General features: G+C 72.6%; 17 protein-coding genes and 1 pseudogene. 5 read left to right on the plus strand and 13 right to left on the minus strand.

The window, feature by feature from the left end:
• Positions 1-55 precede the first annotated feature (55 nt).
• The 6 genes from QRN89_RS14940 to QRN89_RS14965 form a co-directional block, all read right to left on the minus strand.
• Positions 56-616: a GNAT family N-acetyltransferase gene (locus QRN89_RS14940; RefSeq protein WP_290349889.1), complete on the minus strand. Its 561-nt coding sequence runs from the start codon at positions 614-616 to the stop codon at positions 56-58.
• 148 nt (positions 617-764) lie between these two features.
• Positions 765-2045 carry an SUMF1/EgtB/PvdO family nonheme iron enzyme gene (locus QRN89_RS14945; protein ID WP_290349890.1) on the minus strand — a complete coding sequence of 427 codons (1281 nt, stop codon included), beginning with the start codon at positions 2043-2045 and terminating at the stop codon, positions 765-767.
• A gap of 212 nt (positions 2046-2257) precedes the next feature.
• A complete protein-coding gene (locus tag QRN89_RS14950; protein WP_290349891.1) occupies positions 2258-3703 on the minus strand; it encodes an MFS transporter in 1446 nt (481 codons plus the stop codon).
• Positions 3700-4314, minus strand: a complete 615-nt coding sequence (locus QRN89_RS14955; RefSeq protein WP_290349893.1) for a TetR/AcrR family transcriptional regulator — start codon at positions 4312-4314, stop codon at positions 3700-3702. Before QRN89_RS14955 ends, QRN89_RS14950 begins: the two co-directional genes overlap by 4 nt.
• Before the next feature lie 136 nt (positions 4315-4450).
• Positions 4451-5257 carry an adhesin gene (locus QRN89_RS14960; protein ID WP_290349894.1) on the minus strand — a complete coding sequence of 269 codons (807 nt, stop codon included), beginning with the start codon at positions 5255-5257 and terminating at the stop codon, positions 4451-4453.
• A gap of 187 nt (positions 5258-5444) precedes the next feature.
• Positions 5445-6398, minus strand: coding sequence for an adhesin (locus QRN89_RS14965; protein WP_290349895.1), 954 nt, complete (start codon positions 6396-6398; stop codon positions 5445-5447).
• A gap of 193 nt (positions 6399-6591) precedes the next feature.
• Here QRN89_RS14965 and QRN89_RS14970 point away from each other — a divergent pair, with 193 nt between their 5' ends.
• Positions 6592-7446 carry a MerR family transcriptional regulator gene (locus QRN89_RS14970; RefSeq protein ID WP_390701488.1) on the plus strand — a complete coding sequence of 285 codons (855 nt, stop codon included), beginning with the start codon at positions 6592-6594 and terminating at the stop codon, positions 7444-7446.
• Between the two features lie 191 nt (positions 7447-7637).
• Here QRN89_RS14970 and QRN89_RS14975 read toward each other — a convergent pair whose 3' ends face one another.
• The gene (locus tag QRN89_RS14975; RefSeq protein WP_435833303.1) at positions 7638-9512 is read right to left on the minus strand and encodes a DUF8823 domain-containing protein; all 1875 of its coding nucleotides are present in this window, start codon (positions 9510-9512) and stop codon (positions 7638-7640) included.
• A 514-nt stretch (positions 9513-10026) separates the two neighbouring features.
• Positions 10027-12993: a hypothetical protein gene (locus tag QRN89_RS14980; protein ID WP_290349897.1), complete on the minus strand. Its 2967-nt coding sequence runs from the start codon at positions 12991-12993 to the stop codon at positions 10027-10029.
• A 215-nt stretch (positions 12994-13208) separates the two neighbouring features.
• Between QRN89_RS14980 and QRN89_RS14985 the strand changes: the two genes are divergently transcribed.
• The 3 genes from QRN89_RS14985 to QRN89_RS14995 all read left to right on the plus strand — a co-directional run bounded on the left by QRN89_RS14985 (position 13209) and on the right by QRN89_RS14995 (position 15843).
• The gene (locus tag QRN89_RS14985; protein ID WP_290349898.1) at positions 13209-13928 is read left to right on the plus strand and encodes a GOLPH3/VPS74 family protein; all 720 of its coding nucleotides are present in this window, start codon (positions 13209-13211) and stop codon (positions 13926-13928) included.
• 672 nt (positions 13929-14600) lie between these two features.
• A complete protein-coding gene (locus QRN89_RS14990) occupies positions 14601-15458 on the plus strand; it encodes a helix-turn-helix domain-containing protein (RefSeq protein ID WP_290349899.1) in 858 nt (285 codons plus the stop codon).
• Between the two features lie 184 nt (positions 15459-15642).
• Complete coding sequence (locus QRN89_RS14995; RefSeq protein ID WP_290349900.1) at positions 15643-15843, plus strand: DUF397 domain-containing protein; 201 nt, start codon at positions 15643-15645, stop codon at positions 15841-15843.
• A gap of 41 nt (positions 15844-15884) precedes the next feature.
• On the opposite strand, the gene QRN89_RS35595 is transcribed toward QRN89_RS14995, so the two are convergent.
• The 4 genes and pseudogenes from QRN89_RS35595 to QRN89_RS15010 form a co-directional block, all read right to left on the minus strand.
• The gene (locus tag QRN89_RS35595; RefSeq protein ID WP_356948635.1) at positions 15885-17270 is read right to left on the minus strand and encodes a tetratricopeptide repeat protein; all 1386 of its coding nucleotides are present in this window, start codon (positions 17268-17270) and stop codon (positions 15885-15887) included.
• Between the two features lie 424 nt (positions 17271-17694).
• Positions 17695-18078, minus strand: a pseudogene (locus QRN89_RS35950) (NB-ARC domain-containing protein); the annotation flags it as partial.
• 218 nt (positions 18079-18296) lie between these two features.
• A complete protein-coding gene (locus QRN89_RS15005; RefSeq protein ID WP_290349901.1) occupies positions 18297-18710 on the minus strand; it encodes a hypothetical protein in 414 nt (137 codons plus the stop codon).
• A 108-nt stretch (positions 18711-18818) separates the two neighbouring features.
• Positions 18819-19715, minus strand: a complete 897-nt coding sequence (locus QRN89_RS15010) for a hypothetical protein (RefSeq protein ID WP_290349902.1) — start codon at positions 19713-19715, stop codon at positions 18819-18821.
• Positions 19716-19796: 81 nt separating this feature from the next.
• On the opposite strand from QRN89_RS15010, the gene QRN89_RS15015 reads away from it, so the two are divergent.
• Positions 19797-20579 carry an SDR family oxidoreductase gene (locus QRN89_RS15015; RefSeq protein ID WP_290349903.1) on the plus strand — a complete coding sequence of 261 codons (783 nt, stop codon included), beginning with the start codon at positions 19797-19799 and terminating at the stop codon, positions 20577-20579.
• A 121-nt stretch (positions 20580-20700) separates the two neighbouring features.
• On the opposite strand, the gene QRN89_RS15020 is transcribed toward QRN89_RS15015, so the two are convergent.
• Positions 20701-21816 carry an ADP-ribosylglycohydrolase family protein gene (locus QRN89_RS15020; RefSeq protein ID WP_290349904.1) on the minus strand — a complete coding sequence of 372 codons (1116 nt, stop codon included), beginning with the start codon at positions 21814-21816 and terminating at the stop codon, positions 20701-20703.
• Between the last annotated feature and the right edge of the window lie 164 nt (positions 21817-21980).

The raw sequence follows: 21980 nt of genomic DNA on the forward strand, positions 1-21980 counted from the left end.
CGTTCCGGTCACGTGCCGCACCGCTCGCCGCCGCGGTCCCCCGTCGCCCGGAGGTTCACCCCCGGCGGGCCGAAGGGGCCGTACGGTGCAGCCGCCAGACCACCTCGACCCCCACCTCGCCGGAGGTGACCGGCCCCTCGGGAAGTGGTCTGCGTGCGATCTCCGTGAAGCCCAGCCGGCGGGGAATCGCCTCGCTCGCGTGGTTGGCCTCGTCATGGCGGATCTCGATGCGGTCGATCCCCGGTAGCGCGAGGCCCTGGCGGACGAGTGCCGTGACGGCCATGGTGGCCAGGCCCTGTCCGGTCCACCGGGGATGGAGCCAGTAGCCGATGTCCAGGCCGCCCGGGCCGATGCGGGGCATCAGTCCGCAGCCGCCGACGAGCGAACCGCGGGTCGTGATCGCGTACTCGTACGCTTCGCCCGCGTCCCACTGCTTCTCGGCGTGGTGCAGGAAGTCCGCCGTCTCCTGCCGTCCCTCGGTCTCGGCCCAGGGCATCCACGGCAGGAGGTGGTCGCGGGCCTCGACGAACGCCCGGTCCAGTGCGTCGACGTCGCCCACCCGCCAGCGGTGCAGTACGGCCTTCTCGTGGCGGAGCGTCTCCGCGGGAGGTCCCATGCGCGGGATGCTCCCCCAGGCCCGGGCCGGCCGCCAGGGCTTTTCTCGGCAGCCGGCACGCGAGCCCGCGCCGCGGGAAACCCGTGTTCCGCGCGTCGGCGTATCGGCGCGTCGACCTGTCGGCCCGTCCGGACGTCGGCGCGGGGGCTCAGCGGCCCTCCGGCTCCAGGTCCCCGATCACTCCGATCCGGATGCCGAGCCACGGGTAGGTGTGCCGGTAGAAGTAGTTGTCCTGGGGCTGGAGTCCCACGGCGGAGGGCCACATCTGGTAGGGCGCCGAGTTCGACACCCCGCCGTGGAGCCGGCGCCAGACCCGGCCGAAGTCCTGGCCGGTCGGGGGCGGGGTGATGGTGTCGGTCCACTCGACCGCGTTGCCGCCCTGGTCGAGGGTCCCCCACGGGGAGGTGGTGCGCGCCTGGCCGACCGTGCTGAGGCTGCCCTGGTACACCTCGGCGTAGGTCGTGGGGTCCAGGCCGAGCGGGTTCACGGTGGTGCAGTCGTCCGGCGGCACCTGGGCCGGGCACCAGGTGGGGGCCGCGCCGCCGGAGGGCCGGTACGAGGCGAGCGGCTGGGTCGACGCGTTGGTGACGTCGCCGGTCGTGGGGTTGAGGACGGTGGGGCTGGGGGCGGTCGCGTCGCCGTCGCCGAAGACCCCGGCGTTGGTGGGGTACTTCCAGTACGCGTTCGTACCGCCGCCGTTGGGGTCGTAGTACGCCGCCTTGACCCACTCGTTCTGGCTGGGCACGACGAAGCCGGAGTCCTCGGTGCGGGTGGTGTCCGGGCGGTCGAGGTCGTACATCCCCCGCTCGGTGCGCGGTGAGAGCCGCACCTGGTAGGTGACGTACGTGAAGCCGCCCTCGTTACGCGTGCTCTTGGACAGGATGCGGCCGTTGACGAGGGAGTTGACGAGGCGGGCCGCGTCGAGGAAGTCGGCGAAGCCGTACGGCTTGTCCGCCCACTCCGGCCGGGCCGGCGCGTAGTGGCGGCCCCTGCGCGCGTCCTCGGAGAACTCGACCTGGCCGTACTTGGGCCAGGACGCGCCGCTCTCGCTCTCGTCGTAGAGGTCGAAGGGGTCGCGTCCTTCGGGGTCGGCGGTGTTCAGGAACGCCACCCACTGCGCGACGGTGATCTCGAGCCTGCCGATCTCGTACGGGTAGCCGACGGCGCCGACCGTGAGACAGCCGCGCGACGTCTCGGGGGCCGCGTCGCAGTCCGTGTAGACGGCGTCGGTGAAGGGGACGACGGCCACCGGAGGGTTGCCGGGGGCGCCGACCCTGGTGGTCGTCACGGAGATGACCACACCGGCCCGGTGACGATCGCCTTCGTCGGCGGGCGTTCCCGCGGCAGCGGCCGGGGCGAGGGGCGCCGACAGCACGCACGCCGCTGCGACGGCCTTGAGCAGGCGGGGGCGGGGGGATGCGAGACGCATGGGCGTACCTGTCCGATCGTGGCGGGCCGCCCCGCGAGCCGGAGGCGGGCGGGACGGCCCGTTGATCACAACAACAGCGGCCGCCACAGTAACCCCACCGGTCGCTCATCGCGTCGGAGGCGGCACCGAACGCATCGAATGGCGGACAGGCAGGGGAGGAGCCGGGAGGGTCCGGTGCCCGAGTCCCGCCCGACGGCGCGCGTCGCCCGGGCTCACACCGGACGCCGTCCCCGCCCGTCCGTACGGCCCGGCAGGCGCGTGGCCACGAGCGCGCCCAGGGAGGCCACCGCGGCGAGGACGACGAGCGCGGTCCCCATCGCGGCCGTGAAGGCCGGTCCGCCGACGGGTCCAGGACCGGCCCCCGGCGCCGCGGCACCCATCAGCATCGTCACCAGCGCCACCCCCAGCACCGGACCGATGTTCATCGCGGTCTGCTGGAGCCCGCCGGACACGCCTTCCGCGCCGAGGGGCGCCTCGCGCACGACGACGGCGGTCGCCGTGACCATCACGAGGCAGAAGCCGGCGCCGACGACCAGGAAGGCCGGCCCGGACGCCCAGGGCGTCGACTGCCCGTCGAGGCGGGACGTGAGGAGGATGCCCAGCGCGAACAGCGCCATTCCCGCCACCGCCGTGCGCCGGTGGCCGTACCGGCGCTGGAGCGGAGCGGCCGCGGGGGCGCCGAGCACCATCACCACCGCCAACGGCAGCATGCGCAGCGCACTCGCGAACGGGTCCAGCCCGAGGACGTGTTGGAGCAGGTACGTGCCGAGGAAGAGGGTCCCGAACAGCGCGGCGGACGCCGACACCAGCACGGCCAGTGACGCCACGAGGGGCACCGACCGCAGCACGGCGGGCGGTACGAGCGGACTCGCGGTCCGCCGCTCGCAGGCCGCGAAAGCCGCCCCCGCGACCGTGGCGGCGAGGACCGCGAGGGTGGTCGACGCCGTCCAGCCGGCCCCGGGCAGTCCCACGAGGGCGTGCACCAGGCTTCCGAGACAGACCGCGAACAGACAGGCGCCCGGCAGACCGAGACCGGCTCGGGAGTCGTCGGCGCGCTCCGGCTCCGGTGTCCGCACCAGGAGGACGAGCACGCCGACGGCGAGTGCGGGTGCGACGCTCAGGAAGAAGACGGAACGCCACCCCAGCCGGACGGCGAGCGCGCCGCCGACGAGCGGCCCCGCGGCGACCGCCAGCCCGATGGCGCTGGTGCGCAGCGCGATGGGCATGGCCAGCCTGCCGGGGGGATACGCGGCGCGGAGCATGCCGAGCGTGGCCGGCTGCAGCAGGGCGCCGAAGACGCCCTGGAGCACCCGCAGTCCGATCACGAGCCCGGCGCTCCCGGCGAGGCCGATCCCCGCCGATGTGACGGCGAAGCCCAGCGCCCCCGCGGTGAAGACGCGGCGGTGGCCGAAGCGGTCCCCGAGCCGGCCCGCGAACACGAGCAGGCTCGCCACGGCGATCAGATAGCCGGTACTGGTCCACTGGACCTGGGTGAACGACGCGTGGAGCTCACGCTGCATCACCGGCTGGACGACGGTGAGCACGGAGCCGTCCACGGCGACGACCACGGCACCGGTGATGCTGCTGGTGAGGGTCAGCCGCTGGAGGCGACGTCGGTCCCCCGGCCCCGTGGTGGTGCCCGTCCGCGCGACGGTCATCGGGTACGCGGACCGAGGTGGGCGTCCAGGGTGGCGCGCAGCAGGGGCCCGACGTCGTCGCCGCCCGTGGCGAGCTGGAGGCTGCCCCAGCCCCACAACTGCGCGATGCCGTGCAGGTTCGCCCACAGCGCCCCGGCGACGACCACCGGCTCGGCGCCGGTCCCGTTGCGGCTGCTCGCGCCGGATTCGGCCCGCGCCCGGCCGACGAGGTCCACGAGGGCCCGGTACAGCGGGAGGCTGGTCTCACGCAGCCCCAGTTCACCGCTCTCCAGCAGATCGTGACGGAACATCAGCTCGTACATGCCGCGATCGGTCCGGGCGAAGTCGAGGTACACCCTCCCGAACACGGCGAGCTGTGCCCGCGGATCCTCCTTCGGCCCGTAGGCGGCGACGGCTTCGGTCGCGCGTGCGGCGAGGTCCTCGAACCCGCGGCGCGCGATGGCGGACAACAGGGACAGATGCGTCGGGAAGTAGCGGCGGGGCGCACCGTGCGAGACACCGGCCCTGCGGGCGATCTCCCGCAACGACAGGGCCTGCATGCCCTCCTTCGTCACGAGTTCGACGCCGACGTCGACCAGCCGGGCGCGCAGGCCCGTGTCCTGTTCACTCATGGGCCCTGTCTACAGGCCGGGAGTAGACACTGTCTACTCGCCGGGCCGGGAGGAACGCGGGACGGGCATCCGGGCCCGGAGGAAGTGGCGGGGAGAAGGGGCGGGGGCGGGGTCTGCGGGCAGCGGGCGTACCGCCCTACGCCGCGCCGCAGGTCAGCTTCATCTGGGCCGCCGCGTGGTGCGCTCCGATGCGTGCGGCGCTGCCCCAGTCCCGGCCGCGGTCGAGGAGTTGCACCGCGAAGACCTTGTCGCCCTTGACCGGGTAGCTCCTGACGGACACGAGCTCGCCCCGGTGGACGGTCTGGCGGACGCCGAAGCCCGTGTAGCCGGACCGCACGTCGTCCGGGTCGGCGAGGACGCGGTAGAACGTGGGATCACCGGCGGATTCGGACGCGCGGTTCGTTTTGGGGACGAACACCTCGAGCGCACAGCTCTTGTAGTCGTCGTCCAGCTCCCAGCTCCAGATCGCCGTGCCACGGGTGTCCTTGGCCGCGCTGCCCGACATGGGGACGGCCGTGAAACTGCCGTCGCAGTCGGAGTTGCTGCGGCCACCGTTGCGCACCGTGTACCAGGCGGCGTCGCCGTTCTCGAACCGGCCCACCTCGCGGTAGGCGCCCGTCGCGCACCCCGGGCCCGCCCACTGCTCGAACTGCCCGCCACCGGGCAGCTCCGTGGGCCCCACCCGGGTCGGTATCGCGCGCCCCGGGAGGTCGGTCTCGGCGGCCTGCGCGTCTCCGCCGCCGCCGCCGTCGCCGTCGGAGCCGGTGAGGAGTGCCGCGGCGGCGACGAAGCAACCCAGCACGACCACGGTCCCGGCCGCCAGCAGCGCCTTGCGGAAGCGGGAGAGCAGGGAGATACGGCCGGCCATCGTCTCGCGGGCGACCCAGGACGGCCCGGCACGCCGCTGGTCCCCGACCACGTAACCGCAGTCGGGACAACTCATACCGGGCAGTGGCGTGTGCCGTTCACTGCCGCACCGTTCGCACGCCATACCAGCCCACTATGCAGGAACCTCGGGCGTCACGGGCGGGAACCGCCATGATCCGCGGTCCCCTCACCATCCGCAGTCGGGTCGTGACCTGCGGTCGGGTCACTGCCCGACCGCGGTCGGGCCCAAGCCGCGCAGTGGGTCACGACCTGCAGTCGGCCCGGATCTGGGCGGCCGCGTGATGGGCGCCGTACCGGCCGTCGTACCCCCAGTCCTGACCGCGGTCCACGAGCTGCACCGTCAACTCGCCTTCCCGCACGGGAACATCGTTCACGACGACGACACCGCCGCGCATCGCCCGCTGACCGATCTCGAAGGCGGCCAGCACGGATCCTGGGTCCCGGTCGTCGGCGAGGACGTGGTACCGCGTCGGTGCGCCGGCGACGTCCTCCTCGCGGTCGCTCCACGGCACGCTCACCGCGATCGAGCACCGCGAGTAGCCACTGCCCGGGTGCCAGTTCCAGGTGACGGTGCTGCCGCGGTCCTGGTCCCGGACGCCGGACATCGGCACGGCGAGGAACCGGCCGTCGCACCCGTTGCCCCGGTGGCCGCCGGAGCCGACCTCGTACCAGCCGTCTCGGCCGTCCGCGTAACGTCCGCGTGTACGGACGCCGTTCGGGCAACCGGGTCCGGCCCACTCGCTGAACCAGGCCGCGTCCCCGCCCGGGCTTCCGGACCGCGGCGTGGACGGCGCCGGCCGGGGCGCGGGTGCGGACGCGGACGCGGACGGCTCCGGCTTCCCCGCTGTGGGACCGGGCTTCGGTCGCGCGGACGTCGTGCTCGGTTCGGGCAGGTCCTCCGGGAAGAACGTCGGACCGATCCTCTGCGGCATTCCACCCAGCGCGATGTCGTCCACGACCGGCCGCGCGTCGTCGGCGCGTTCGCCGTCACCACCACCGCCGGCGGTTGCGAGGAGCGTGACCCCGAGTGCCAGCAGACACAGCGAAAGGGCAACTCCCGCCCCCGCCAGCAGCTTTCGCTCGAGGGGCGGTTCACCCGGCACCCGGTGTGCCGGCACGGGCTCCACGGTGCACGAGTCGAGCACCATCCCCGGCAGCGCGCCCCGGTGCGTCCCTCCGCATCTCTCGCAAACCATGCGGGTCACTATGCAGCGGGCGGAATACCGGCCGGTAGGCGTCGGCGCATATCAACGCGGTATCAATCCAAGATCCGTCCGGTGGACGGACGGCGGACCCGCGGGTCGCCCACCGGCGGCCGGGCCGGCGGACGTTGACCTTGCCCCAGGGGCAGGCCGGATCGTCCTGTTCACCGGGCGGACCTTCCGCCCGGTGACGGAGGATGGGCCCGTGCACGACGACTCCCTGCTCACCATCGGAGCGTTCGCCGCGCGGGCACGGCTCTCGCAGAAGGCCCTGCGCCTCTACGACCGCCTCGGCCTGCTCACACCGGCGTACGTCGACGCGGTCACCGGCTACCGCTGGTACCGCACCGAACAGGTCGACCGCGCCCGGCTCGTCGCGCTCCTGCGGCAGATCGACATGCCGCTGGCGCGGATCGCCGACGTGGTCGAGATGCCGGGGCCGCAGGCCGCCCAGGCGCTGACGGCGTACTGGGCGGAGGTCGAGGAGCGCCGTGCCGTGCAGGGTGCCGTCGTGGCCCATCTCCGTGACCGGCTTTCGGGCAGGAGACAGACGATGTACCAGATCAGGACGGTGGACGTGGCCGAGCAGGCGGTGCTGACCGAGCGGCGCAGCCTGCCGGCGGACGAACTGCCCCGCTGGATCCCGGCGGCACTCGGCCGCCTGGAGCGGGCGGCCGGGGAGTGCGGGGGCGTCGCGGGCCCGCCGTACGTCGTCTACCACGCCGAGGTCGGCCCGGACAGCGACGGCCCGGCGGAGGCGTGCGTACCGGTCGCCGACGTCCGGGCGGCACAGCTCTGGATCGAGAAGCACCGGACCGGTGCGGTCCTCCGCGTCGAGCCGGCTGGCCGGCTCGCGTACACCCGGGTCACCAAGGCGCAGGTGGCCTACCCGCAGATCGGGTCGGCCTTCGACGCCGTCGAACGCTGGACGGCCCGGGAAGGCCTGACGATCACGGGCCCGTGCCGCGAGGTGTACTTCGCGGACTGGGACGCGGCCTCGGCGACGGACGAGGTCTGCGACGTGGCGTTCCCGGTGACCTGACGGCGTCGGCCGGGGCGGCGGCACGGGCGGCGGGTGGCGGGGGCGCCCCGCGGGAGTACCGCCGGGCGTACGGTCGGGCCTGCAGCCGCCCGCCGCCCCGAACCTGCGTCCGCCGGACGCCCCGCCCTCGGGCGCCGCCGACCCGCAGCCGGCGCGATCGGCGGGCAGTCGGCGCGCGGTCGGGGACGTCCTCAGCGGCTTCCGCTCAGTTCCTCCGGGCACGGCGTACCACGCGGGAGCTGGTACGGGGCGGCCAGCCGGTAGACACCCGGGCGCGGGGCGAGGAGTTCCGTCCACTCGTCCCCCGCCGTGTCCTCCTCCGCCTTCATCAGACAGCCGGCGACATTGACGAACACCTTCGGCTCGTCGTCCTCCCGGAGCTTCGAGGCCGCCGTCTCCTGCGGCTGTTCCACGCTCCCGCCCTGCTCGTCCACGAGCCCCAACCACGGCGAGTACGGCACCCGGATCAGCACCCGGCCCGCCTCGCGCACATGGATCCGCAGCTCTCCGGCGCCCGCGCGGTCCACCGTCGCCGGCGGGTCCGCGAGCGGCGTCGGCTCGCGGACGGCGAAGAGCCGCCAGTTCGCGTCCGACCACACCGGCTTGAGATAGGGCTGGCCGCGCTCGACCAGTTCCGCCTCCTGCCGGGCGCCCGAGTCCGGCTTGCCCTTGGGCAGCACCACGTAGTGGACGGCCCAGCGGTCCAGCCACTCCCGGTAGTTCGCGGAGTTGAGCGTGTCGTCGTAGAAGAGCGGATTGCGCTCCATGTCGGCCTGCCGGTTCCAGCCACGCGCGAGGTTGACGTACGGGGCGAGCGCGGACGCCTCGCGGTGGCTGCTGGCGGGGACGACCTCCACCCGGCCCTTCTCGGCGCCGACCTCCTGGAGTTCGTTCACCAGCGGCGCGAGCTCCCGCGTCCAGGACGCGGCCGGCGCGGTGCGCACGATGTCGTCGACGCTCTTGAAGCCGATCCACACGTTGAGCCCGGCGAACGCCACGACGACCGCGTACCACCTGCGCGAACGCGGCACGGCGTAGGGCAGGGCCGCCAGCAGCACGACCCCCGCGAACAGCATCGCGAGCCGTGAGACGTTCGAGCCGATCTGCGAGTCCACCAGGAAGGTCAGCAGCGTCCCGGCGGAGTACACCCCGGCCGCGGTGCGCACGGTGCGCCACTCCCGTGGCACGAGGACGAGGACGAGCACTCCGAAGAGGAACGGCAGCGAGGTCGACCCGAGCGACATCGGCTGCGTACCGGAGAACGGGAACAGCCACGCCGACACCGCCACGACCACGACCGGGGCGATCCCGAGCGCACAGGCACCCGGACGGCGCTTGTTCAGGAACAGGGCCGCCGCGACCACTCCGAGGAACAGTCCGGCGACGGGACTGGACGCGGTCGCGAGACCCGCGAGCGGAGCGGCGAACGCGGCCTTCGCCCACCGTTTCCTCCGCCAGCGGTACGGCCAGCAGAACACCGCGGCGACCGCCCCGAGGGCGAACACCATCCCCAGCCCGAACGTGACCCGCCCCGACAGCGCGTTGCAGAGGAAGGCGAACACCCCGGCCAGTGAGCAGGCCAGCGGGTTGCGGACCGCCCGTACGCGCGTCAGGATCAGCGCGGTCAGCGCGGCGGACAGGGTCCCGACGACCATCATCGTGGTACGCACGCCGAGGAGCGACATCAGGTACGGGGACACCACGCTGTACGAGACCGGGTGCATCCCGCCGTACCAGGCGAGGTTGTAGGCCGAGTCGGGGTGCCGGCCGACGAACTCCGCCCAGGCGTCCTGGGCGGCGATGTCACCGCCGCTGTTGGCGAAGAAGAAGAACCACCCGAGGTGGAGGAAGGCCGCCAGCGCGGTCGCCACGAGCACGGAACGGCGCGACAGCGCCTCGGTGAGGCGCACGCCGCCGGACCACGAGCTGCCGAAGCGCGCGCCGCCGGACCGCGCGGTGCGCGGGGCCGAGGCCGGCGCCCGCGGCGGCTCCAGAGCCCCGTGGGGCACGGCGACCTCGGCGGACGCGGCGACCTCGCGAGCCGCCGGGACCCCGGGGGCCTCCATGGCCCCGGGAGCCGCCGGGGCCTCGCGCGACGCGGGGACCTCGGGGGCGCCGACGGGCCCGTGAGGCGCGGGAATCCCAGGGGACACGGCCACCTCCCCCGACACGTCGGTCTCCCGCACCACCGGAACCACAGCGGACGGAGCACAGGCGGCGGACGGAGCGGACGCGGAGGGCCCGGCGGCTCCGACGGCCCCGGCGGACTCGTGGGGCGCGGCGCACCCGGGGGCGACGGGGCACGCGACGGACTCAGGGGAGCCGGATCCGGGTCCGGAAACCTCCCCTATTCGTGGGTCCTTCGCGGCTCGTGGCCCCCTCACGGCGCTGCTCTCGTCCGCGTGTGTCGGCTCGACGGTGGTCACTGCGGCTCCCGTGGTCGCTTCCCGTGCTCGGGGACGCCGTCCCGGCTTCGCGAGTTGCCCCGGCCCGGGGACGCCGCGATCCGGGGACGCTAGCACGGTGCTGATGCGGCGGACGGGGGCACGGACGTCCGTGCCCCCGTCCGGCTGCCCGATGTCAGCCCAGGCGGGTCAGCTTGGCGCCGAACCCGGGCTCCACGAGCGCCTCCTGGAGGGCCACCGGAACGGTGACCTGGCTGGCGCCCTCGCCGACGGTCAGCGATCCGACCACCGTGCCGGCCGCCGCCTCGTGCGGCGGGACCTTGCCGCCGTTCGTCAGCTCGAGCTTGACGGTGAGCCCGGACCAGCCGACCGCCCGGACGTCCTTGGTGGCCACGACCGGGACCGAACCGCCGAGACCGTCCTCGACCACACCGACGACCTGGCCCTTCTTCACGATCGTCGCGTTCTTCAGGGCGTCCTGGGTCGCGAGCATCAGGTCCCTGCTCGCCTTGATCGCGGTACCGAGGATCGGGGTGTCGTGCTGCGCGAGCACGGCGCCGACGATCAACTGGTCCGTGTCGCCGACCATCTTGTGGGCGGCGAAGAGCAGGTTGCCGCCGGCCTTGGTGGTGCTGCCGGTCTTGATGCCGAGCGCGCCGTCGTACGGCGGCAGCTCGTTGTAGTTCCGCCACTTCTTGCCCGACGGGTCCGTCCACTCGGGCAGCTTGGTGATGTCCATCAGGGCCTTGATCTCGACCAGCTTCAGACCCAGCTTGACCTGGTCCTCGGCCGTGCTGACCGTCGTCGCGTCCAGCCCGGACGGGTCCGTGTAGGTCGTGTTCTTCATCCCGAGCTCCTCGGCGGCGGCGTTCATCTTCTCGACGAACGCCTTCTCCGAGCCGGAGTCCCAGCGAGCCAGCTGACGCGCGATGTTGTTGGCGGACGGAATCATGATCGCCGCCAGCGCGTCCCTCAGGCTGATCTTGTCGCCCTTCTTGACGGTGTTGAGCGTCGACTCGTTGTCCGTCTTGTCGAGCTGACCGTCCGACTCCCCCTTGGCGTCGATCTCGATCATGGGCCCCGCCTCGCCCGGCTTGAGCGGGTGGTTCTTGAGGATCACGTACGCCGTCATCGACTTGGTCACGCTCGCGATCGGCACGGGCTTCTGCTCCCCGGAGGAGCCGAGCGTGCCGAGCCCGGACGCCGCCATGTAGGCCTGGCCCTTGGCGGGCCAGGGCAGCTGCGGTGTCGAGCCCTCGAACGCGTACGTCGGCTCCGCCGTCAGCGAGAGCGCGGGTTCCGGGAGCGGGCGCAAGGACTGTGCGACCGCGAAGACGATCAGGAGCAGGACGACGAGCGGCGTCCAGATCCTGACCCGCCGCACCACCGTGCGGACAGGAGTCTGCGGCGGCGGAGGGGTGTTCGTCAGCTCGGCGAGCAGGTCGAGCGGCGGCTTCGGGGGCAGCGGCTGCTGCTTCGTGCGCTCGGGCTCGGTCAGCGACGCGGGCGGGGTGGTGGAGGGCGTCCCGGGCCCGGCGGGCTTCGCGGTGGCAGGGGCCGACTGCGCGGCGGACGCGGCGGGCCGTGCGTCGTCACGACGCAGCGGTACGAAGGTGCTGGTCCGCTCGGCGGCGGACTCGGGAGCATCGCCCGAACCCCTGCCGGAAGCGGGCTTGGACGCCGGTGCGGCCGGGGCGCCGTCACCGGCCGCGCCTCCGCGGCCGGACGGGGTCCGGGCGCCGGTGCCGTCCCCGGACCCGCCCCTGGACCCGGGACCGCCGTCGGGCTCCGCCGCCGGCTTCGCGCCGGTCTTCGGCTCGGCCTTCGCCCGATCGCCCGGAGGTGCGGTGATCCGGAGCGCCGTGGTGCGCTCGGCCTCCTTCTCCGAACCCTCGGATCCGGATCGCTCCGAACGCGAACGCTCCGGGCCCGTGCGCTCGGCATCGGGTCGCCCCGTACCCGACTGTGCGGAGGACGCCGAGGACGCCGAGGACGCCGAGGACTCTGCGGGCGCGGAGGACTTCGTGGTCTGCTTCGGTGCCGTGGGCGGCGGGGTGATCTTCAGGGCGGTGGTCGGCTGGTCGACCGCAGGCCGAGGCAGGGCCTTGAACACCGCCGTCGGCTGGTCCACCGGGGTCCGGTCGTCGGCGTCGTCCTCTTCGGCGGCGGCCTTCGCGGGGTCCGCGGACACGACGGACCCGGCGCCGTGCGAGGAGGCGCCCTGCGCTGCACCGGCGCCCTTGCCGGCCTTCCGGGCAGCGGCCCAGCTGGGCGTCCTGGCCCCGGAGTCCGCCTCGCCGTCACCGCCCTCGTTCCCACCGCGCTCGTTCTCGCCGTGCTGCTGCTCGTCGTCCTCGCTCCCGCCGTCCTCGGTCCCGCCCGATTCGGCCGGCGGTTCCGCGTCGAGGGATTTGCGGGGCGCGGGAGTCGTGGGCCTCTTCCCGGCCCTGCCGGCCTCCTCGCGGGCGCTGGGGGCGACTTCGGAGGTGCCGCAACCCTCGGCCGCCTCCGGAGCCTCAGCGTCCGCCTCGTCGCCGTCGGAGGCCCCGCCCTCGGACCTGGCGGCACCCGCCTTCACGGACTCGTCGGCGGACTCGTCGGCGGCCTCATCGGCGGACTCGTCGGCGGACCTGTCGGATGCGTCCACGGACCCGTCAGCGGACCCGTCAGCCGAGTCGTTCGCGCCCTTCTCCTTGCCGGAGACCCAGGCGGCGACGGCAGCGCGGAGGCGGTCGTCGCCGTCCGGCGCCCGCTCGTCACCGCCTTCGGACCGCTCCTCGGACGGCCGCTCCTCGGAAGCCCGCTCCTCGTGAGCCCGGTCCTCGGACGAGGGACCCTCGGACGGCCGTTCCTCGGGGGCCTCGGGCTCGGCCGCGGCTCCGGAACCGGACACGGCCGCGGGTGCGTCCCCGTCCGTGTCCTCGTCCGTCACCGAAGACGCCGGCTCGGACGACTCCGCGGGCTCGGTGCGCTCCGCCGGCTCCGACGGCAGCGTCCTGAACACCGCCGTCGGCTGGTCGACACGCCCCTCGGTGGACGCCCCCGCCGAACGGGCCACGGCAAGCCGCGGATCACGTTCGCCCGGAGTCGTCTCCCCCGACGACTTCTGCTGCTCCGACTTGTCGGGGGACTCGCCCGCCACCGTGCCTCCTCCGTGCCTCAACCTGAACCCGCCGTGGCGCTGGTACCACCCGCACCACTGTCCGAACCATCTACCAGTGTCCTGTGTGAGCCCCTTGGCCCCCGTGCTAGACGAGAACGACATACCTGCCGGTTCCCGTACGAAGCACCCAGGCACTCTCGACAGACCAATGTGAGAGGCGTCACCCTGTCATTCATCCACGCGGGGAGGCATGGATGGGCAGGAGCCGCAGAACAATTCCGGAGGAGCTTCTGCTGCTCGCTCTGGACCCGGCCACGGGTACCACAGCGCAGCCGCAGTCGCTCGACCTCGGCCTGGCCGGAGCACAGCTAGTGGAGCTGGCCCTGGCAGGACGGATAGCCCCAGACGGGGATCGTATCGCCGTGGTGATGCCACGGCCGACAGGAGATCCGACACTGGACTCCGCACTGGAGCTGCTGCGCAGGCGCGGCAGTCCGGTCCGGGCGGTCCACTGGATCGGCGGGCCCCGACTGGGGTTGCGCCAGACCTACCTTTCACATCTGGAAAGGTGCGGCATGGTCCATGCCGTGGCGGGCCAGATGTGCGGGGTGCTGCCGACGACTCGCTACCAGGCGACGGACACGGCGATCAGCCGGGAGATCAGGGCCCGGCTGGACAGCGCGATCCGCACCGGCGTACCGCCGGACCCGCGGACGGCCGCGCTCGCCGCACTGGCGCACGCGGTCGGCCTGGGCAAGCACCTCTACCCGGGCAACGAGGGGCGGTCCTCCCGCTCCCGGCTCCGGGACCTGATCAGGCACGACCCCATGGGCGGACTCGTGGCGCACGCCGTGATGGACGTCCAGAACGGTGCGGCGGCACAGCCACGCCGCGGCACGGCGGCGCCCGGCCGGCAGCCGGCCGTCCAGATGCCGTCACGACGCGGCAGCATGGCCCGCGCCGCCGCTCACTAGGCGTGTCGCGAAAGTAGCTCCGTCCGCCCGCAGGGCGGGGCCTGCGGGCCAGGAGGGACTTCCGCGACCCGCCCCAGGACGCGCTCGGGCAACGGGCCCGGCGCACGGAAGCGGTCACGGCCACGGGTGCGCACCGGTGTACCCGTGGACCGTGGACGCGGCCGTGAACCACCCGTTCGCGTGCCCGCCGGGAGAACCACCGCACCGACGTCGCCCAGGACCGGTTCGGGAGCCGCAGAGGGCGCGGGGCCGTCGCACGAGCGACCGCCCCGCGCACTCTCCCTTCCGCATGCCTCTTCCCGTGCGCCTGCTTTCGGTGCGCCCGCTTTCCGTGCGCCTGCTTTCGGTGCGAGGACGGACCGCACCGCGCCCTCTCTTCCGCATGCCTCTTTCCGTGCGCCCTCTGTCCTTGCGCGCACGCTGTCCTGGCGCGCACGGACCTCGCCGCGCACACCTTCCGCACGCGTGCGTCCTTCCACGCACCCGCGTGCCCGCCTCCGCGACGTGCGGGCACGGCGATTCGCCGCGCACCGCCGTGTTTTGTCCCCCGCTTTGTTCGTGCGTGTCGTCGTTTTCCAGCGCGAGCAGCACCTTTGGTGGCAGTCTGCTGAGACGTAGATACGCACAGCAACAAGGACAGCACAGCAGTCCACAGCCGGAGGTGCAGTTCCCGTGGCGTCCAACGTCAACCCCACCGTCAGGCGCCGCCGTTTGGGCCAGGAGTTGCGCCGGCTCCGCGAACTCAAGGGCATGACCGCGGAGGAGGTGGCGGATCGCCTGCTCGTCTCCCAGTCGAAGATCAGCCGACTGGAGAACGGCCGGCGGTCGATCAGTCAGCGCGATGTGCGCGACCTCTGCGGAGTGTACGAGGTCGAGGACCACCGCGTGGTCGACTCCCTGATGCAGATGGCCAAGGACTCCCGCCAGCAGGGCTGGTGGCACGCCTTCGGCGACATCCCGTACAGCGTCTACATCGGCCTGGAGACGGACGCGGCCAGCCTCCGGGTCTACGAATCCCTGATCGTGCCCGGCTTGCTCCAGACCCGCGACTACGCCCACGCCGTCATCGAGGGAATGTGGCCCGAAGCCACCCAGAGCGAGATCGACAAGCGCATTCAGATCCGGCTGAAGCGACAGGACCGGCTCACGGATCCCGACAATCCGCTCCGGTTCTGGGCCGTCATCGACGAGGCACTGCTGCGCCGCGTGGTCGGCAACGAGCAGATCATGGCGGACCAGCTCGAGCACCTCGCCCAGCTCAGCCAGCAGCCGCATGTGACCCTGCAGGTCCTGCCCTATGCCGTAGGGGCCCATCCCGGTATGTACGGGAAATTCGCCATCCTGGAGTTCCAGGACGCCATGGACGCGAGCGTCGTCTATCTCGAGGGCGTGACCAGCGATCTGTACCTAGAGAAGCCCAACGACGTACAGAGCTACACCGTCATGTACGAGCATCTCCGGGCCAAGGCCCTCAGCGCGGAGGAGTCGTTGGCGTTCATCCGCCGGGTCTCCGAGAGTTACGGAGGCTGACCCGAGGGAGGCCGCGCACCATACACCTGCGGCCTCGGAACTGAACAGATCTCGATGGAATATGCCATCCGGATGGGTGAACGCGCCCTGCCCCAAGCGATGTTGGAGCGTAGCTTCGATCTCAGAGTCGTTGGGGACAGCGGCTCGAGGCACCCGCACACCTGGCACAACCATCGGAGTCACTATGCACATCCGGCAAGCTGCGTCACTGACGGAGTGGACCAAGTCCTCGTACTCCGCCGTCAACGGCGACTGCGTGGAGGTCAAGGCAGAGGAGCACAGCTCGGTGGCCGTTCGCGATTCGAAGGCGATCCACCGCCCTCACCTGGACTTCACCGCTGAGACGTGGTCGGCATTCATCATGGGGATCAGTCACGCCGACTGAAGGGCAGCCCCCTGCCGACCACGTGTCCGCAGAACCTTCAGTCAAGCCCTCTCGACCGGCCCGCCGTCCTGGCCGAGGGGGCTGCCTTCTGCCCGACCGCCGCCCAGTTCATCCACGAGTGCCCGGGATGTTCCGGTCACGGAAGCATCCGGACCGAGAACCCGCTCGCACAGAGGGAGGTTCCGAGCCGCCAGGGCAAGCGCCTCGGCGGCGCCGCCGCTCGCAGCGAGCAGAGCGGCGAGGCCGGCGCGATTTGCCAGCACGTACGGATGGTCGGCACCGAGCGCACTTTCCTGACCCGCGACGACCCGCCGTGCCAAGGTGATGGCTTCCTCGCGTTGCCCGCACTTGTCCAGAACCCAGCTCAGGAGGACAGCCGCGGAGAGGGTGAGGTAGTGCTCCGGACCGTGAATCCGCTCTCGGTCCGCCAGCGCCGCACGAGCCGCTTCCTCCGCTTGCGCCCACCGCCCGAGGACGTAGAGCCCATAGGCGTAGTTGTGGCGGGCGGTCACCGTGGTGAAGGAGTCCTCCCCCAGCCGCTCCTCGCACAGCGCGACCACCCGGGGCCCGATCGTGTCGAACTCCTCCTCGGTGTCCGGATGGGCCACGTACTCGATGAGGAGGGCGCGAACATGGAGGGTGTCGGGGTGGTCGGCGCCCTGGATCCTCGTTCGGATCGCCTCCGCCGCCCGTAGGGCCGCCACGCAGTCCTCGAGTCTGCCCAACTGGCCGAGGGACTGGTGACTGTCCTGCAGGCTCGTCAGTGTTTCCTCGTGCTCCTCGCCCAGGACCCGTCGGCGGCTCTCGAGGACCTTGCGGTCCAGGCTCTCGGATTCCTCGAAGCGGCCGAGCCTGAACAGTGCACGGGCCAGCCGGTGACCGGCCCTCAGGGTCACCGGATGGTCCGCACCCAGCAGCCGTCGGCCGACCTCGTCGGCGGAACGGGCCACGGACAACGAGGCGTGGAAGTCGCCCAGGTCGAACGTCAGGGACGCCAACCGCACGGCCAGACCGACGGCTTCCGGCGCGAGATCCGCGTCGGACACACGGCGCAGCAGGCTCACCGCATGAGGCACCGTCCACGCCACACCGCCCAGGGCCCGGGCCGCACGGAGGTCTTCGGGCACCTCCTCGTCGAGCAGGCGAACCGCCGACGCCATGAGCAGCGGCCTCTGGCCGTCCGGCACCGCGGCGGCGATGCTGTCCAGCAGCACTCCGTGCGCCTTGACGCACCGGCTCCCGGTGCCACCGCGCTCGACGTCCACGAGGGTGACCAGGGAATGATCCAGCAGTCCTCGCAGGGCGCCTTCCACCCGCTGCGCCGTCAGAGGAGGAGCGGCGGTGCCGAGAGCCGTGGTGGCCAGTTTCCGGGGATGGAGCAACGCCAAGGGCAGCGGGTCGGCGCTGAAGCACGACAACAGGCGCATGAGCGTGAGGAATTTCGGGCACGCCGGCCCTCTCGAGCCTGTCGAGGGAGATCTGCCAGGTCCGGCCGACCAGGTGCCGGGTGTCCCTGTCGGAATCCGCCCCCCGGTCGATCAGCTCCGTCGGGTCGTCCTCCAGATGACGTTGGTAGTCGGTCATGGACCAGCTCTCCAGAAGTTGCCGGGACAGGAACGACCCTGCCAGCGTCAGGGCCAGCGGCAGGCAGTCCAGGCGCAGTGCCACGGACCGGGCCTCTTCGAACGTTCCGGAATCAGGCGCGAGATCGCGAAGGACGAGAGCGGCGTCCTCCACCGGGAGAGGGCCGACCTGGTGCAGGTCCGCCCCCTGCCACACCGGCGAGGTCCCCTGCCGCGTGGTGACGACGACGGTCCCCTGCCGGCTCGTCCGCAGCCACCCTCCCTCTTCCAGCACCGCGGGGTCGTCCGCGTTGTCCAGCACGAGCAGCCATCGCTGCGGAGACCCGTCCAGGTAGTGCCAGACGAGATCGGCCGCCGCGCGCCGGCCCGCGTGCGCCGAGGCCAGCTCCACGGCCTCCGCGCCGCGATCCGCTGCCACGGCCAGCATGCCCGCCCGGAACGTGGCCCGTTCGGATGCGTTGACCCAGAGACCCACGGTGTCCCGGGGTCCTGTCACCGTGTGGAAGAGCGCCTGTGCGACCGCCGTCTTGCCGCACCCTCCCGTGCCGTGGAGCACATGGACGCCGCCGTGCCCGCCGGCGGCCTCGAGCAGCCTCCGCATGAGGTCCTCGCGGTCCCGGAGCCGCCGCGGCGTCCTCCAGACGAGCGGCATCCGCACCGAATCGGGCGCGGGCAACTCGTTCCGCAGCACATCCGAACGGGGGTGGACGACACTGCGCGGCACCGAGGAGGCGAACAGGGACGTGGCCTCGTCGGCCCCGTAGTAGTGGTGGTGTTCCGTGATGTGCTGATCGCCCGTCGTCTGATACACGCGCCCCTGGCCCGACGCACGGCCGTGAACCGTACCCCCGGGCTCGCGTGACGGTTCGGTCACCTCTCGGCGATGTGCTGGTCGCGGCCGGCCTGGTAGACACGGCCGCTCCCCGACGCCTCAGCCCTCATCTGCACCGTCCCGGGCCGGGCCGGCTCCTCCGGGTAGAGGTCCGCGAGAATCCGGCGAAGCTCCGCGGCGACCTCCGGGCGGTCACGGAGGAGACGTCGGAGGCGGCCCGCCCACTCCTCGCCGAGCTCCTGCTCGGCCAGCTCGTCGCCGTTCTCCCGGGCGAGCAGGAGATCGTCCCGCGTGGCCTCCAGCTCTCCCTCCACGCCGTCGGCGCGCGAGGGGCTGACCCGCCGCCACAGCGCGACGATGCCGTCACGGGTTCTCTCCCAGGCGTCCGTGGCCATGAGCGTCACCACGGTCGTCCCGGCGGTGCGCGCGAGATCCATCATCTGTGCGTCCACCCAAGTCCCCCTCGCCCGGCAAACCGCCCGTCGGATACAGGTCCGAACGACCACCTTAGGTGGGACGGCGATCACTGTCAGGTGGTTACCGGCCTCGCCGAGGGGGCGTCACCGCCGGACCGCGGGACCTGCCGGCCCGGAGCCCGCCCGGCCGCCCCTCACCTCTCGCAGCTCGTCCACGTAGCGGTCCGTCCCGGGGACCGTCGGGATGAACGGCGCGACCAGCTCGACCCTTCCCAGCTCCCCCGCGTCCAGACCGGCGAAATGCTCCTCCCAGCCCTCCCTCGGGTCCTGTTCGAGGAACCACAGCAGCGTCAGCCGGGTGTCCACGCCCTCCACCTGCTTCACGTACGTCATCCGGTCCAGCGGGAGCGGCGTCGGCCGGAAGGCGGTCACCATCGCCGCCGGGGACCCGGCGCCCCGCTTCGGCCGGAGCCGCCTCGGCAGTTCGCTCGACCGCAGCCACTCCAGCAGGTCGGCCCGGCGCTCCGGGCTCTCCGCGTCGACGACCTCCAGGACCAGCCCCGCGTACGGGTGATCGAGTGCGTGGTGGTCCCGAGGGCCCGCGGCGCCGTCCCGGTAGACGGTCGCGACGTGGTCCTGGAACGCGGTGAACACATGGGTACGGGCCTGGTGGACACGGCCGTCGCGGTTGAGCCGCTTGTTGATCCCGACCGTCCACCGCATGTGGTCGTCGTAGCGCCCCTCGGTGATCCAGTAGGTGGAGAGGTAGCAGCCGGCGGTCACGGGCCGGGCCACCGCCGACTTCTCGGGGTAGCGCAGCAGCTGCAGTTCGCGGGTGGCGACCCAGCGCCGTCCCGCGAACATCCAGGGCATCGCCATCGCACCGGCGTAGTAGTGGTCGTCCTCGTACCAGCGGTTGTACGCGTACTCGTGGCCGAGGTGCGGCTCGACCATGGTGATCAGCGCATGGCCGGGGCGGACCCCGTACGGGCCGACGGCCGCCAGTTCCGCGTACACCCCGGACCGGGTGTCCTCGCTCACGACGCTCCCCTTCCGTCCTTCGGTGGACGGACCTACTCTGACGCGCCGTCAGATAAAGGGCCAGAGCCGGGAGGCGCCGAGATGCTGCTGCAGGGAAAGACCGTCATCGTGTCCGGCGTCGGCGCCGGGCTCGGGCACCGCGTCGCCGAGACCGTCGTGCGCGACGGCGGCAACGCCGTCCTCGGCGCCCGCACCGAGGCCAACCTCGTGAAGACCGCCGGCGAGATCGACCCCGCCGGCACCCGCACCGCGCACCGCCCCACCGACATCACCGACGAGTCCCAGTGCGAGGCGCTCGCCACCCTCGCGGTCGAGCGCTTCGGCCGCATCGACGCCGTCGTCCACGTGGCCGCCTGGGACAGCCACTTCGGCGGCATCGAGGACGCCGACTTCTCCGCCTGGCAACAGATCCTGGACGTCAACCTGCTGGGCACCCTGCGGATGACGCGCGCCTGCCTGCCCGCCCTGAAGGAGCGCGGCGGATCGGTCGTCGTCATCGGCACCCAGTCCGCGGTGGCCGCCCCCTCCCAGGTCCGGCAGGCGGCGTACGCGGCGTCGAAGGGCGCGCTCACCTCCGCCATGTACTCCCTGGCCAAGGAGCTCGGCCCGCACCGGATCCGGGTCAACACCGTGCTCCCCGGCTGGATGTGGGGCCCGCCGGTCCAGGCGTACGTCCGGTTCACCGCCGACACCGAGGGCGTCACGGAGTCCGAGGTGCTCTCCCGGCTGACGGAACGGATGGCCCTTCCGGAGCTCGCGACGGACGGGGACGTCGCGGAGGCCGTCACCTTCCTCGCCTCGGACCGGGCCCGCTCGATCACGGGCCAGTCCCTCCTGGTCAACGCCGGTGAACTGATGCGGTAGCCGACGCCGTTCACCGGGCTGCGCGCAACGCCCCGGCTCGAACGGCACCACCCACGGCACGGGCCGCACGGGCGAACGCCCCGTGCGGCGCGTGTGCCGGGTGCAAGGGCTGCGGCGTTGCTCAGCCGCGCGGGTAGCGCTGGAGCCAGCCGGGGGCCGAGGAGGCGGGGCCGTGGAGCGCGGGCCCCTGCGTCATCTCCATGGCGAAGTCGTCGGCGAGTTCCAGGATGGTCGAGCGGCCCTCGAGCTCCGCCAGCCAGGCGGGCGGGAGGGCCGTCTCGCCGTGCAGCGCGCCGAGGAGGGCGCCGCAGAGGGTGCCGGTGGTGTGGGAGGGGCCGTCGTGGTTGACGGCGAGGCGGAGTCCGTGACGGACGTCCTCACTGACGAGGGTGCAGTAGACGGCGACGGCCAGGGCGTCCTCGGCGTTCTCCGGATCACCGAGGGCGTCGATACGGGTGGGGCTCGGGATGCCCTGGCGTACGGCGCCGAGTGCCTGCTTGAGCGCATCGCTGACGGGCTGGTGGCCCGGTCTGGGCGTCAGGAGCGACAGCGCCCGCTGGACGGAGCCGTCGACGGTCTCACCGCGGGCCAGCCCGTGGACGATCACCGCGAAGGCGCCGGCCGAGAGATACGCCGTGGGGTGGCCGTGGGTCTGCGCGGCGCACTCCACGGCGAGCTGGCAGACCAACTGGGGTTCCCAGCCCACGAGCAGTCCGAAGGGCGCGGAGCGGACGAGCGCGCCGGCGTCGCGGGCGGTGGGGTTCTTGGGCTTGTCGACGGTGCCGAGGACCTCGTCGGCCAGGCCGGTCAGGCACGCGCGCGTCGGGTCGCGCCGGGTGTAGAGCCATTCCTCGCGGGCGAGCCAGCCGTTGTCCTTGCGGCGCTCGTCGGGCCCCCAGTCCCGCTGGGTGGCCGCCCAGCGCAGATGGGCCCGGTGGACGTCGGTCGGCGGGTGCCAGGCGCCGGTGTCGCGGCGGACCTGGGCGCGTATGAGGCCGTCGACCGTGAAGAGGGTCAGCTGGGTGGCGGCGGTGACCGCGCCGCGGCGGCCGTAGGCGGGGACGAGGTCGGAGACCCCGTCCGAGCCGTGGGCGGAACGTATCTCGTCCAGCGACAGCGCGGCGACTCCGGCGCCCAGCGCGTCGCCGATGGCCCCGCCCAGCAGACAGCCGCGCACCCGGGCGCGGAAGTCCTGCTGCTCGGCACGTCCCCAGACGGCTGCGGCTCCTGTGGTCACGCGGCTCCCTCCCTTCTCGTGCGCAGCACTGTAATCGACCGCGAGAGATCGCTTCATGGGCGCAATCCAGCCGGGAACGGCTTATGAAGCGGAATGCGCCGGTCACCTTCAGGCCGGTTCCGATCACCGCGCGAGGGACGTTCCGGCGGGGCGGTGGATCGTTC

The sequence above is a fragment of the Streptomyces sp. HUAS CB01 genome, assembly GCF_030406905.1.
Taxonomy (GTDB): domain Bacteria; phylum Actinomycetota; class Actinomycetes; order Streptomycetales; family Streptomycetaceae; genus Streptomyces; species Streptomyces chengbuensis.